14 protein-coding genes are annotated in these 12,930 nt (G+C 37.9%); 10 read left to right on the top strand and 4 right to left on the bottom strand.

The window, feature by feature from the left end:
• The first annotated feature begins 250 nt into the window (after positions 1-250).
• Both ACH8JV_RS14610 and ACH8JV_RS14605 read left to right on the top strand, forming a co-directional pair.
• Positions 251-517: a hypothetical protein gene (locus tag ACH8JV_RS14610; RefSeq protein ID WP_263613656.1), complete on the top strand. Its 267-nt coding sequence runs from the start codon at positions 251-253 to the stop codon at positions 515-517.
• 135 nt (positions 518-652) lie between these two features.
• Positions 653-988 (top strand): hypothetical protein, encoded by a 336-nt coding sequence (locus tag ACH8JV_RS14605; RefSeq protein WP_396522069.1) that lies wholly within the window; start codon positions 653-655, stop codon positions 986-988.
• A 73-nt stretch (positions 989-1,061) separates the two neighbouring features.
• Here ACH8JV_RS14605 and ACH8JV_RS14600 read toward each other — a convergent pair whose 3' ends face one another.
• Complete coding sequence (locus ACH8JV_RS14600; RefSeq protein ID WP_000086293.1) at positions 1,062-1,226, bottom strand: hypothetical protein; 165 nt, start codon at positions 1,224-1,226, stop codon at positions 1,062-1,064.
• A 442-nt stretch (positions 1,227-1,668) separates the two neighbouring features.
• Between ACH8JV_RS14600 and ACH8JV_RS14595 the strand changes: the two genes are divergently transcribed.
• From ACH8JV_RS14595 to aroC, 7 genes are all read left to right on the top strand, one after another.
• Positions 1,669-1,974 (top strand): YcgL domain-containing protein, encoded by a 306-nt coding sequence (locus ACH8JV_RS14595; protein ID WP_396522067.1) that lies wholly within the window; start codon positions 1,669-1,671, stop codon positions 1,972-1,974.
• Positions 1,967-2,353 carry a hypothetical protein gene (locus ACH8JV_RS14590; protein ID WP_249668227.1) on the top strand — a complete coding sequence of 129 codons (387 nt, stop codon included), beginning with the start codon at positions 1,967-1,969 and terminating at the stop codon, positions 2,351-2,353. The genes ACH8JV_RS14595 and ACH8JV_RS14590 overlap by 8 nt, the downstream gene beginning before the upstream one ends.
• Before the next feature lie 29 nt (positions 2,354-2,382).
• Entirely contained in the window at positions 2,383-3,234 is an 852-nt protein-coding gene (locus ACH8JV_RS14585) for a MoxR family ATPase (RefSeq protein ID WP_001271636.1), read from the top strand.
• Between the two features lie 15 nt (positions 3,235-3,249).
• Positions 3,250-4,437, top strand: a complete 1,188-nt coding sequence (locus ACH8JV_RS14580) for a VWA domain-containing protein (protein ID WP_396522065.1) — start codon at positions 3,250-3,252, stop codon at positions 4,435-4,437.
• Positions 4,438-4,473: 36 nt separating this feature from the next.
• Positions 4,474-5,679: a tryptophan synthase subunit beta gene (gene trpB / locus ACH8JV_RS14575; protein WP_396522063.1), complete on the top strand. Its 1,206-nt coding sequence runs from the start codon at positions 4,474-4,476 to the stop codon at positions 5,677-5,679.
• A gap of 237 nt (positions 5,680-5,916) precedes the next feature.
• Entirely contained in the window at positions 5,917-6,921 is a 1,005-nt protein-coding gene (gene prmB, locus ACH8JV_RS14570; protein ID WP_396522061.1) for a 50S ribosomal protein L3 N(5)-glutamine methyltransferase, read from the top strand.
• A gap of 12 nt (positions 6,922-6,933) precedes the next feature.
• A complete protein-coding gene (gene aroC, locus ACH8JV_RS14565) occupies positions 6,934-8,025 on the top strand; it encodes a chorismate synthase (protein WP_396522059.1) in 1,092 nt (363 codons plus the stop codon).
• 95 nt (positions 8,026-8,120) lie between these two features.
• Here aroC and ACH8JV_RS14560 read toward each other — a convergent pair whose 3' ends face one another.
• Positions 8,121-9,350 carry a GGDEF domain-containing protein gene (locus ACH8JV_RS14560; protein ID WP_396522057.1) on the bottom strand — a complete coding sequence of 410 codons (1,230 nt, stop codon included), beginning with the start codon at positions 9,348-9,350 and terminating at the stop codon, positions 8,121-8,123.
• A 320-nt stretch (positions 9,351-9,670) separates the two neighbouring features.
• Between ACH8JV_RS14560 and ACH8JV_RS14555 the strand changes: the two genes are divergently transcribed.
• Positions 9,671-10,423, top strand: a complete 753-nt coding sequence (locus ACH8JV_RS14555) for a TenA family transcriptional regulator (protein ID WP_396522055.1) — start codon at positions 9,671-9,673, stop codon at positions 10,421-10,423.
• A 48-nt stretch (positions 10,424-10,471) separates the two neighbouring features.
• Here the strand turns inward: ACH8JV_RS14555 and ACH8JV_RS14550 are convergent, their stop codons facing one another.
• Positions 10,472-11,611, bottom strand: coding sequence for a transcriptional regulator (locus tag ACH8JV_RS14550; RefSeq protein WP_069119330.1), 1,140 nt, complete (start codon positions 11,609-11,611; stop codon positions 10,472-10,474).
• A gap of 157 nt (positions 11,612-11,768) precedes the next feature.
• Positions 11,769-12,755: a lipoyl synthase gene (gene lipA, locus ACH8JV_RS14545; protein WP_396522053.1), complete on the bottom strand. Its 987-nt coding sequence runs from the start codon at positions 12,753-12,755 to the stop codon at positions 11,769-11,771.
• Between the last annotated feature and the right edge of the window lie 175 nt (positions 12,756-12,930).

Here is a 12,930-nt window from a genome sequence, read left to right as displayed (position 1 = left end):
CGTGAGAAAAATTCAATTGCGTATACATACAGGTCTGTATATTCTTGGCAGCAAGAAAAACAATTTCAAAATAAACAATATATAACTATAAGTTTGTTTCGGTGCAGAAATATAGAGGCCTTCTCGGGGAGAGGAGGCCTCTAATTTTATTTGTACAGCCGTAAAAAGTTTTTAAAATCAATAATAAGTTAATATTGAGATTAATTTTTTATGCTATAAATGAAAGTTACTAATAACTAGAGAGATAAACATGACTAATAATTTTAATGCTGAACAGGCAAGAAAAAATGCTAAAGATGTCAAAATAGATCAAGCAATATTGTTGGAAAAAATCTTAACTGGAACTGAGGAAATCTCGAAAGAAGGTAAACGTCGAGCAGTGTTTCAATTTCCAATAGATGCTTTGCATCCTGAACATATTACACAGGTAGAGGAAGAGCTAAAGACGCGAGGTTTCAATGTTTCAACCAATATTGAACAGTCTGGTACAACGGTCAATATTGAAGTTAGTTTCTAAACTTTTGTGCAATCAAACGCCCATACTTTAGGGCGTTTCTTATAATTTTTTACAATCTAAATTTATAAAAATCAATATATTGTTTGACAGGTTTGTGCTTCTTCTGTAGCTTTACTTTTTGAGTGGAATATGGATATGAACTTCCAAGCAATACTTTCATCTTTCAAAAATCAATCTACTGGTACAGATGCATTTAAAAACTTAAAAAATGCGTGTGAGCAGTATCTCAAGCAATCTTCAGATTTAAATGAAAAAGCAGCAACTTATCTCATTTATGGGTTTGCTCGTAGTTATGTAATCTTATATGAAGATGAAGCAGTGGCTACCGAGTTTGCGCAAGCTTCTAAAGAAACGTTAATGAATTACATGAGTCATTTAAATAAAGCCTTACTTACTCAAGATGACAGCATAATTTTGAATGCGTTAAATCAGGTGAGTAATGACTATATGCAGAGCTCAAGAGTCTTTTAAAATCTTTGTTTAGCTTATTAGTAGGATACTTCTTTAGTCATCAAGTTAACCAAAGAAGTATCCAGTGGTAATTTTAATGTGATTTTTTCTTGCCACCGCCATCTTGTTTATTGACGGTAGACCATGCAATACGTTCAGCTTCTTCTTGAGAATGACCTCTATCTACTTCACTCTCAACAATATGTTTAGCCTGACGCTTTTGCTTTGCTGTATAAGATGATTTATCGCCACGAGACATAGCATAGACCTCCATATTTTGTTTTAAGATCTTCTATTATTGAAACACATCCGAATTTAAAATCGGTTAAATAATGTCTTATCCTGTATGCATAAGTTGAATCTTATTTAGAACTTGTTTTAAATTTTAGTTAAATTAAATTTATTATTTTCAATAAATTAAGCTGAGTACAATCTATTTTAGGCCAAGTTTTATTGTTTTTAAAATGTAATTTTTTCATTTTATAAAAGTAAATAAAAAGATTTTTTATGTAAAATTAACAGCTTAATAAAGGTTGAAAAATTTAAAACTTTAGAAAATTAAAAGTTATTTATCGACCTTGATGATTGTTGTGGGTTAATATTTCGCAAGAAAAGAAAAAACGACTGATGCGTAAACAAACCTGCGTGTGTCTGTTGTTTTTTTTCATGTATGCTGTCCTTAGTTCAAGAGTTGATTTGAAATGCACTGTGATATTTATAGATCGAGCAAAAAAGATGAAATGTACATTTATATTGCTCGTCCAAACTATCCTGATGATACGGAGCAAACCGATCCGTTTGAAAAAGTTCCAGAAGCTGTTTTACAAGCATTTGGTCGTGCAACGCTTGTCATGCATTTAGAATTGGCTCCAACACGTAAATTAGCGCGTGTAAATGTTTTACATGTTCTAGACTCATTACAAACAAAAGGTTTCTTTATTCAGATGCCGCCAGAAGGGTTAATTAACCCAAATGCAGTTGAACCAGAGGGCTTACGTGGTGCGTGAAGATCAAGCTGGAGTTTTAAATCAATTACTTTCTTCTCTCGATGCAATTCCTGAAGAGATCATTGCTTTAACAGCTTATGGCGTTGGCGCTATTATTGCCTTGTGGTGTTGGTGGCGTTTAATGCGCCGCTTACCTGCTACTTTTGGTGCAATAAGCTGGTTAGTTGTTTTTGCTATTTTGGTGACGCCAACCGTTTCGGAAGGGCCGAATGCATCTGTAGCACCAGCTATTTTTGGACTACTGTTTGGTGTTTTAACTAAAGACAGTCCTTTAATCTGGTCAAATTTATCCTTAATTCTATTTGTAATCGGTCTAGGTTTGGTTATTGGCTATTGTTGGTCAAAATATACAACAAACAAAAGCATGCGTTCCATCTAACCATTGAAATAGAAAAATAAGGTCTCTACATGTCTGCTGATACCCAACATTTTACCGGTACAGATCAATATATCGCGACTGATAGTCTTAAACTTGCTGTAAAAGCAGCTCGTGCCTTGCAAAAGCCTTTATTGGTTAAAGGCGAGCCGGGTACAGGTAAAACTTTACTTGCTGAGCAAGTGGCAGAAAGTCTTGGTTTAAAACTCATCACTTGGCACATCAAGTCAACAACTAAGGCACAGCAAGGCTTATATGAATACGATGCTGTGTCTCGCTTGCGTGATAGTCAATTGGGTGATGATCGTGTTTACGATATTAAGAACTATATTAAGCCCGGTAAACTGTGGGAAGCCTTCACCAGTGAAGAGCGCTGTGTGCTTTTAATTGATGAAATTGATAAGGCGGACATCGAGTTTCCAAATGACCTGTTACATGAACTTGATAAGATGTCTTTTTATGTTTATGAAACAGGCGAAACGATTACGGCTACTCAACGTCCAATCGTAATTATTACTTCAAATAATGAAAAAGAATTACCAGATGCGTTCCTACGTCGTTGCTTCTTCCACTACATCGAATTTCCAGACGAAGCAACTATGCGTGAAATTATCTCGGTACATTTCCCAAATATCTCTGCAACTTTGGTAAATGAAGCGCTTCAAGTTTTCTTCAAACTCCGTGAAATTCCTAATTTGAAGAAACCCCCATCTACATCTGAACTGATCGATTGGTTAAGTCTGCTTATGGCAGATGATATGCCAGAAGATGTACTACGTAATCGAGATACATCAAAAGCGATTCCACCTTTGTATGGCGCACTCATTAAAAACGAACAAGATGTGCAACTGCTTGAGCGTTTGGCTTTCATGTCACGACGTTAAAGGAGGGAATAACCCATGTTTGTGCGGTTATTTTACACCTTACGAAAATATGGTGTTCCAGTTACAACTCGTGAACTCATTGACTTAAATCGTGCGGTGAGTGAAGGCTTAGTTTTTGCCGATCAGGAAGAGTTCTATCAACTTGCTAAAACAATTTTAGTTAAAGATGAACGCTTTTTTGATAAGTTCGATCGTGCCATGAAAGATTACTTTGATGGCATAGAAACCTTTGATATCGATGAGTTACTCAAGCAAGTCCATAAACTACCAAAAGACTGGTTTGATTTAGAACTTCTCGAAAAGCATTTAACACCAGAGCAAAGAGCTGAACTTCAAAAAGCAGGTTCTTTAGAAGAACTGATGAAAATGCTAGAGGAACGTCTACGCGAGCAGCATAAAAAACACCAAGGTGGTAACCGTATGGTTGGCACAGGTGGAACTTCACCCTTTGGCGCTTTTGGTGACCATCCAGAAGGCATCAGAATTGGTGGGCCGGGTCGTAAGCGTTCGGCGGTTAAAGTCTGGGAGCAGCGTAAATACCAAAACCTAGATGATGACCAAGTCCTTGGTACTCGTCAGATGCAAATTGCTTTGCGACGGTTACGCAAATTTGCTCGCCAAGGTGCAGCTGAAGAGCTAGATGTTGACGGAACAATTCGGGAAACGGCTAAGCAGGGTATTCTTGACGTTCAAATGGTGCCAGAGCGTCGAAATCGTATCAAAGTACTCATGTTGTTCGATGTGGGCGGTTCGATGGATGCACACATTGCCCAATGTGAAAAGTTATTTAGCGCGGCTAAAACAGAATTTAAAACGCTTGAATACTTTTATTTTCATAACTGTCTTTATGACTATGTTTGGAAAGATAACTACCGAAGAACAGCAACCCGCATGAATACGTGGGACTTGTTCCATACTTATGGACGCGACTATCGTGTAATTGTGGTGGGAGATGCCAGTATGGCACCGTATGAGCTGAAATCGGTAGGTGGCTCGGTTGAATATATGAATGATGAAACAGGTGAGGTTTGGTTACGTCGCCTACGTCAACATTTTGATAAAACAGCATGGTTAAATCCTGAAACAGAAGGGTATTGGCATTACACTCAAACGATTGGTTGGATTAAAGAGATTTTTGAAAACCATATGTACCCAATGACCCTAAAAGGCATTGAGGATCTGACGCGTTACCTTTCTCGATAAACTTGATAACTTTAATAATTTAAAAAGAGGGATGATATGCAACATCAAATTAATGGTATTGCTTTGCCGAATGAACAAGGATTTTTTGGTGAGTATGGAGGTCAATTTATTCCTCCGCATTTAAAAGAAGCAATGGATGAAATTAATGTTGCTTATGAAGAAATTCGCCATACATCAGAATTTCAAAATGAATTATCAGACCTCTTTGCAAATTATGTAGGACGTCCAAGTCCTTTATTTCATGCAAAACGTCTTTCTGAGCAGTTAGGTGGCGCGCAAATTTATTTAAAGCGTGAAGACTTAAATCATACCGGTGCCCATAAAATCAATCACTGTTTAGGTGAGGCTCTACTTGCTAAGTATATGGGCAAAAAGAAAGTCATTGCCGAGACGGGTGCGGGTCAACATGGGGTGGCTTTAGCAACGGCTTGTGCTCTAGTGGGTATTCCATGTGAAATTCATATGGGGCAAGTTGATATTGAAAAAGAACATCCAAACGTGGTCAAAATGAAAATTTTGGGTGCTCATTTAGTTTCAGTCACTCGTGGTACAGCAACCTTAAAAGATGCTGTAGATAGTGCGTTTGAAGAATATTTAAAAGACCCTAAAAACTTTATTTATGCAATTGGTTCTGTGGTTGGTCCTCATCCATTTCCTAAAATGGTTCGAGATTTTCAATCAATTATTGGCAATGAAATTAAAGATCAGACACATCAGCGCTTTGGAAAAAATCCAGATTATGTGGTGGCATGTGTTGGTGGTGGTTCAAATGCGATTGGTGCCTTTACGGCATTTTTAAATGATTCAGATGTAAAACTGGTTGGGGTGGAACCCGCTGGACATGGGTTAGATACCAATATGCACTCAGCAACCCTAACATTAGGTAAACCAAGCCAAATTCATGGCATGGCGTGTTATGTACTTGAAAATGAGGTTGGTGAACCTTTACCAGTGCATTCTATTGCTTCAGGATTGGACTATCCAGGTGTTGGACCGCAGCATAGTTTCTTAAAAGATTTAGGACGTGTGGAATATAGCACTGCAACTGATCAAGAATGTTTAGATGCTTTTATGACATTATCGCGTGTTGAAGGGATTGTTCCTGCGCTTGAAAGCTCACACGCTGTGGCTTGGGCAATTCGCGAAGCACCAAAGCTACCGAAAGAAACCATGATTGTGGTGAATCTGTCGGGTCGTGGTGATAAAGATTCTGACTATGTTGCAGAAAAGCTTAAGCTTTAAGTCAACTAGAGTTGATAAGCGGTCAGTATTTAAAGGCCGCTTTTTTGTTTCAGAGACTACATATTGCGCTACTTATAAAGTTCATTATTTCTTAATTAAAACAAAGTATTCTGATTTTAACGTGTGATTGTTATAGATTGATATGTAAAACACTGGTTCATAAGGCAAAGCGTTGCGTTGCTTTGTCTCACTCAGTAGAATAGTCACTTTGCAAAATTTGCCTTTGGAGACGCCTAAGTGGAGCGACCGACGATTAGCCCTGAACATTTACAGGAAGCTGCTGAAAATTTATCAACAATTCGAGATTTTATTCGTTTTGGGGTAACAGCATTACGTCAACATGATGCACATTTAGGACAAGGTACTGAAGATTATTTTGCAGAAAGCTCTGCATTAGTTTTACAAACCTTATCTCTTGAATGGTCAGCAGACGCAGAAATTTTAGATGCTAAGCTTTTACCAAGTGAAAAAGCAGAATTTTTAAGTTTGTTGGAGCGTCGTATTAACGACCGTATTCCGACATCTTATTTATTAAATTTAGCTTACTTCTTCAATAAGCCATTTTATGTCGATGAGCGTGTACTTATTCCTCGCTCACCAATCGCAGAGTTAATTGAGCAACGTTTTGCGCCGTATTGTTTAGATGAAAATGGTCAAATGCGTGAAGCACTCAACAACTTACCAGAAAATACCAAGCCTAAGACACCACAACGTATTTTAGATATGTGTACAGGTTCTGGCTGTATTGCAGTGGCTTTAGCTTATGCTTATCCAGATGCTGAAGTAGATGCAACAGACATTTCTAAAGAAGCTTTAGAAGTGGCTTCGATTAATGTTGAACATCACAATAAGCAATATCAAGTTGCATTACTTGAATCTGATTTATTTGCCAAAATTCCAGCTGAAAATCAGTACGATTTAATTGTAAGTAATCCGCCGTACGTTGATGCCGAAGATATGGCTGACTTACCGGAAGAGTTTTTGCATGAGCCTGAACTTGCATTAGCAGCAGGACAAGATGGTTTAGACTTAGTTCGTAAAATGTTAGCTCAAGCGGCAGATTATTTAACAGAAGATGGTTTAATTGTAATTGAAGTCGGTAACTCTGAATGGGCTATGCGTCAGAACTTCAATACTGTTGAGTTTAACTGGCTTACTTTCCAAAAAGGTGGTTCAGGTATTTTTGCTTTGACTGCTGAACAATGTCGTCGTTATAGAAAATTATTTGCAGAACAAGCTTAAGGAGTTGTACGTATGGCAGGGAACACTATTGGACAACTCTTTCGTGTAACCACATGCGGTGAATCGCATGGTGTTGGTTTAATGGCAATTGTTGATGGAGTGCCACCAGGCCTTGCATTAACTGAACAAGATCTGCAAATAGATTTGGATCGCCGTAAGCCTGGTACATCGAAATTTGCTACCCAGCGTAAAGAACCTGATCAAGTTGAAATCATTTCAGGGGTATTTGAAGGTAAAACCACAGGTACACCAATTGGTTTACTCATTCGTAATACTGACCAAAAATCGAAAGATTATGGGAATATTGCGCAAACCTTTAGACCGGGTCACGCGGATTATACTTATACACAAAAGTATGGTTTCCGTGATTATCGTGGTGGTGGCCGTTCAAGTGCTCGTGAAACTGCTATGCGTGTTGCAGCTGGTGCTATTGCGAAGAAATATTTAGCAGAAAAATTTGGTGTCTTGATTCGTGGTCATGTTACTCAAATTGGTAACGAAGTTGCTGAAAAACTCGATTGGAATGAAGTTCCAAATAATCCGTTTTTCTGTGGCGACGTAGATGCTGTTCCTCGTTTTGAAGCATTGGTGACGTCTTTACGTGAACAAGGTACAAGCTGTGGTGCTAAGCTAGAAATCTTAGCTGAGAAAGTTCCTGTTGGTTGGGGTGAGCCTGTTTTTGACCGTTTAGATGCTGATATTGCACATGCCATGATGAGTATTAATGCGGTTAAAGGTGTTGAAATTGGTGATGGTTTTGCTGTAGCAGGTCAGTTTGGCCATGAAACACGTGATGAATTGACGAGTCATGGCTTCTTGGCGAATCATGCTGGTGGTATTTTGGGTGGTATCTCAAGTGGCCAGATTATTCGTGTGGCGATTGCACTAAAACCGACTGCAAGTATTACAACTCCAGGTAAAACGATTAATTTAAATCGTGAAGATACTGATGTGTTAACTAAAGGCCGTCATGACCCGTGCGTGGGCGTTCGAGCAACTCCAATTGCTGAAGCAATGTTAGCAATAGTTTTAATGGACCATTTCTTGCGAAATCGTGCTCAAAATGCAGATGTTGTTCCTCCATTTGCACCAATTGAACCATAGAGACTTGGTTGACGTAAAAAAGCCACATAACTCAAAGTATGTGGCTTTTTTATTGTTATTGAGCGCAATTTTTTAATTAGAAGACCTATGAATAATTAAGTTAAATCTACAATTTGTTCTTGATTTACAGCAACTTGATACTGATTGCGACCATTTGTTTTTGCTTGATAGAGTGCATGATCTGCACGGCTAACAAAGGCAGAAATTGAATCATTTAAACGTGGAATTGTGGTTGCCACACCCACACTAATGGTTACGTTTGGTGAAACGCTACTACATGGATGAACAATGGCAATTTTTTTAATTGCGTTCATTAATCTTTCGACTTGAATTTGAGCTTGCTGAGCATTGGTCATAGGGAAGAGAAGTAAAAATTCTTCACCACCATAACGGGCAACTAAATCTCCACTACGAGCAGCAATTGAAGAAATTGCTGTAGCAATATCTTTTAAGCACTGATCGCCTTTAAGGTGTCCTAAGGTATCGTTATAGGGTTTAAAGAAGTCGATATCCACCATCATAATAGTCAGTGGTGTTTCATGGCGTAGTGCACGGCGCCATTCATTATCTAGTGTTTCATCAAGATAACGTCGGTTAGCAAGTCCAGTTAAAGCATCTTGCTGTGAAAGTAAAGACAACTGCTGCGCTTGTTGCATGAGTTCAATACGGTTGAGCTCAATCATACAGTTTTGTAAATAGTTTTCTCGGTGCTGACGGTCTGTAGCATAGGCAAGTGTCATTCCTAAGAAACTACTAAACGTATATGTGCGGTTCAAAAAGGTCCAATCTATGTCACCTTTCACATAAGTACTGACTAAAATACCAACCAAACCGCCGACCCATCCTGCAATGATCGCAGTATAAAAACGCATACCTACCGCACCGTAGATAATCACAATCGCATACATCATTGCTGCATGAAAAAGTACATTATCTTGGCCATTTTCTAAAACGTTAATTAAAATAAAGGTGATAGCAACAGCAGAAGCAGAGCCAATTCCGACATAATAATCAAACCACTGATTTAATTTTTTAATAAACGATAAAATCCATGCAATTAAAACAATTATACCTACCCAAGAATAATAGCTTAACCAGGATAAAACTTGGTCGGTTGGTAAGACTTGGTATATACCAAAGCTTAAAAATAAATATAATATTAAAATAATAGGTGCTCTATAGCGGAACTCATAGGCCGCACCATTTTGATATTGAAAACGGTAGATCGTTTCAAGTTGCTTTGGAAACCATACGAAATTTAATCCGCGTGTGGTTAATAAATCTATTTGTTCCTGTCCCAATATATTGGAACCTTGCAACTTCATAATTAATGCTCTCTATATTGGAAGTTGGCATAAAATGCGACTTGTTTTATTAAAGTTCCATCTAAAAATATTGGTTATATATTGTGTGGTTTATTCAAAATAATAATACAGATTTTTTAAAAAAGTAATGATTTTTATAGGTCCTTATTGTGATAAAAATCACGACATTTCAATGATTAGCGTCACAATTATCTAAAGATTCAAAACCTTTGAGAAAAAATTACTAATGGTCGATTAAAGATTGTATCTTTATCATTTTCGGATAGACTTATAGCCGTGAAGTACAGATGATTGCTGTCATATAAATAGGAAAATTAGCAATGACTGCTTTAAATCAATATGGAATGAGTTTAGAAATTACAGCGCATAATGAATGGTCTCAGCGGTTTTGGGATGATCTTTTACCGGTTAAGGAGCGGGTGAGTAAACATCCGTTTTTTACTGAAATGGCCAATGGGGGATTGAGCCTAGAAAGTTTCCGTTATGCTTTACTTAATTTCTATCCACTGGTTGCACATTTCCCGTCATATATGGCTGGTGCATTAGCTAAGGCGACTGCTTTTGCTGAACCGGGTGTAACAGAAACACGAGATTGGTTAATTCAAAATATTAAAGTCGAAGAACGCCATTTACAGTGGTATCGTGATTGGGCGAAAGGTTTTGGGTTAACTGTAGACCAGCTTGATAGCGTGCGGCCCCCAGCTGCAATGAATGCGGTGAATCACTTTTTATGGAATATGAGTCATCGTGGTAATTTAGCTGAATGTTTAGCTGCGACCAATTTAGCAATTGAATGGGCGACAGGCGACTGGTCTATTCAGGTCTATAAAGGTATTCATGCTTATACAGACCACCCTGACGTCACGATTGATAAGCGTTCTTTAGCTTGGTTGCGCGCTCATGCACATTACGATGATCTTCATCCATATGAAGCTATGGAGTTGATTAAACGCTTATGTAATGACCGTCCTGACTGGCAGCAAAAAGCATTTCATGCTGCTGAAGAAGGGCTGCGATATTATGAATTAGCTTTGGACGACTGCTATAGGGTACAGCTTCAAGCCTCTGCTTGATCTAGCCTTAAAAAGGGAGAATATCGTATGGATATTCTCCCTTTTATTTTATTCGAGCAACTTTAAGAGTTTAGTTCGATAAGGTGTTTCTTCGGGTAATAATTCAAGTAAACGCTCAACAGCATCTACACGGTCTGGTACACGACTGACTACTCGCAATAATTGATCAATATCTTCAATTTGATAAATCACATGACTCAAACGAGCATCAAAACAATCTCTCCATGCGCATAAAAAAGGACTTTCTGATTTAGCTAAGAAACTTCCTCTATAGAGTGTAAGCGTAGTTGATGTAAAACCAAGGTTTAAGGCTTGTTCGGCCATTAAAAAATCACATTGAATTTCGCAGTTAAGTCTATATGGTCGCGACTCGATAACGTCAGGTATTAGGTTTCTGAGTTGAGAAAGTTCTGCTTTTAAAGTGGTGGTACTTACAGGCCGATCACCATATAAAGCATAGTGAAGTTCTTCAAGATTAATTCCTTCGGGACAAAGGGTTAGGATGCACAGAATCTCAATTTGACGTTGAGTCAATGTAAGGCTGTGTTGGTTATATTGAACTTTAGGAGTGCCGAAAGCTTTAATATATAGGATATTTTTCTGATGAAGTTGAATTGCTTGTTTAACAATGTCAGCACAACGCTCTACTGCTAAAACTCCAAGTGAATTATGTTTTTGATATTTAGTCGATAAATTCATAATTCCATAAAACTGACCTGTATTTGCATCAGTTATTGGGGCTGCATAACAGACCCAGTCTCTGACACTATTCATTTGGTTTTCATGTGAGTAAACACAGCTTGCAGAATGTGTATTTAATGCTAGACCAATGGCGTTTTGACCTACTGCCTGAGTAGACCACTGACCACCTTCAACAAAGTGGACTTGCTCAGCCGATGAGCGCATAGGGTGACTACTCCATGTCCAAAGTAGAGTACCATGAGGATCGGTCACACCAATGGCCATATCGGCATCTTCGGCAATATGCATTAAGTTGCGATGGCACTCGTGAATCGAACGACCAAATAATGAGTGTTCCCATTCCTCACCCAGATCAAACAAAGGTGCTGCTTCAAGGTCAAGTGATGGTTTTTTTCCTAATTGTTTAGAATGAGATGAGGATTCCGACCGAAATAAGGACGGACTAGTGTCTATTAAAGGCGATGATAATTGTTCTGACATATCCATATCGAAGTTCCTTTATCGTTGAAATGGCGTATCCGTGGCCGCTCAACAGGTTTAGCTTTCTTATTGTGACTATTTCCTCGTTATTTCATTTACCTTAAATAATTTTAAACGGTTTGACTATTATCCTATTGGGTAAGTTTTGTTATTTCGCCTCGCCCTATGACAAAACATCCTCTCTTGAAAATGGCTTTGGTGCAGATTCACCGAAATATTGCCGATCGGCAAAATAGCTAGAACGGACCATTGGCGCACTCCAGATATTTTTAAAGCCTAAACGCTGGCCATGCTGAGTGTATCTTTCAAATTCTTGTAAATTCACAAAACGGTGAATAGGGGCATGTGATTTAGAGGGCTGTAAATATTGTCCAATAGTCACTAAATCTACATCATGATCTTTTAAATCGTTGAGTAGAGCAATAACCTCAGCTTCAATTTCTCCTAACCCTACCATTAGGCCGCATTTAGTTTTGATATCAGGACAGTATTTTTTAAAACGTTTTAATAAATTTAACGAATGCTCATAGTCCGAACCGGGGCGCATCGCTTTATATAAACGCGGCACTGTCTCAATATTATGATTAAACACATCGGGTGGTGATAAGCTTAAGGTAGAGAGTGCTGTTTCTAAACGGCCACGAAAGTCCGGAACTAAAATTTCAATCAGCGTATCTGGACAACGGTTTCTGATTTCTTCAATACACTTCACAAAATGTGCTGCACCACCATCGTGTAGATCATCACGGTCTACAGAGGTAATGACTACATATTTTAAGTTTAGGTTAGCGACCGTCTCAGCTAGATGTTTAGGTTCATTTTCATCTAAAGGCATTGGACGACCATGTGCTACATCGCAGAAAGGGCAACGTCTTGTACAAATATCTCCCATAATCATAAATGTTGCCGTACCACCACCAAAACATTCAGGTAGATTTGGACATGCGGCTTCTTCACAAACACTATGTAGCTTTTGTTGGCGTAATAAATTTTTGATACGTTTAATTTCTTCGAAATCAGTTATTTTTGCTCGAATCCATTCAGGTTTTTTAGGTAGTTCTTCGGTAGGTAAAATTTTAATAGGAATACGAGAAACTTTATCTATTCCTCTTAACTTAATACCTGTCTCTATTTGCCTTTTTAAGTCCATATATAAAATTCCATTTTATATTAAATAAATTTTCAACTAGACTGGTTATAATAAAAAACCTTATTTCTATAAATAAGAAATAAAGAATTTATTAATGCGTATAGTGCACAGCAAATATTATAAATTAATAAAGGTTGGTTAAAGGTTTGTTTTACAAGTATATGAAATGAATTAA

Source organism: Acinetobacter sp. ABJ_C5_2, assembly GCF_044538485.1.
Lineage (GTDB): Bacteria > Pseudomonadota > Gammaproteobacteria > Pseudomonadales > Moraxellaceae > Acinetobacter > Acinetobacter nosocomialis_A.
The sequence above is the reverse complement of the archived record's forward strand: the minus strand, read 5'-3'. Positions and strand labels throughout refer to the sequence as shown.

Excerpts from the sequence above, each read along its gene's own strand:
- trpB (WP_396522063.1), top strand. The coding sequence starts at position 4,474 with ATGCAACATCAAATTAATGGTATTGCTTTGCCGAATGAACAAGGATTT.
- ACH8JV_RS14580 (WP_396522065.1), top strand. The coding sequence starts at position 3,250 with ATGTTTGTGCGGTTATTTTACACCTTACGAAAATATGGTGTTCCAGTT.
- ACH8JV_RS14610 (WP_263613656.1), top strand. The coding sequence starts at position 251 with ATGACTAATAATTTTAATGCTGAACAGGCAAGAAAAAATGCTAAAGAT.
- aroC (WP_396522059.1), top strand. The coding sequence starts at position 6,934 with ATGGCAGGGAACACTATTGGACAACTCTTTCGTGTAACCACATGCGGT.
- ACH8JV_RS14600 (WP_000086293.1), bottom strand. The coding sequence starts at position 1,226 with ATGTCTCGTGGCGATAAATCATCTTATACAGCAAAGCAAAAGCGTCAG.
- ACH8JV_RS14595 (WP_396522067.1), top strand. The coding sequence starts at position 1,669 with ATGCACTGTGATATTTATAGATCGAGCAAAAAAGATGAAATGTACATT.
- ACH8JV_RS14550 (WP_069119330.1), bottom strand. The coding sequence starts at position 11,611 with ATGGATATGTCAGAACAATTATCATCGCCTTTAATAGACACTAGTCCG.
- ACH8JV_RS14605 (WP_396522069.1), top strand. The coding sequence starts at position 653 with ATGAACTTCCAAGCAATACTTTCATCTTTCAAAAATCAATCTACTGGT.
- ACH8JV_RS14585 (WP_001271636.1), top strand. The coding sequence starts at position 2,383 with ATGTCTGCTGATACCCAACATTTTACCGGTACAGATCAATATATCGCG.
- lipA (WP_396522053.1), bottom strand. The coding sequence starts at position 12,755 with ATGGACTTAAAAAGGCAAATAGAGACAGGTATTAAGTTAAGAGGAATA.
- ACH8JV_RS14560 (WP_396522057.1), bottom strand. The coding sequence starts at position 9,350 with ATGAAGTTGCAAGGTTCCAATATATTGGGACAGGAACAAATAGATTTA.
- ACH8JV_RS14555 (WP_396522055.1), top strand. The coding sequence starts at position 9,671 with ATGACTGCTTTAAATCAATATGGAATGAGTTTAGAAATTACAGCGCAT.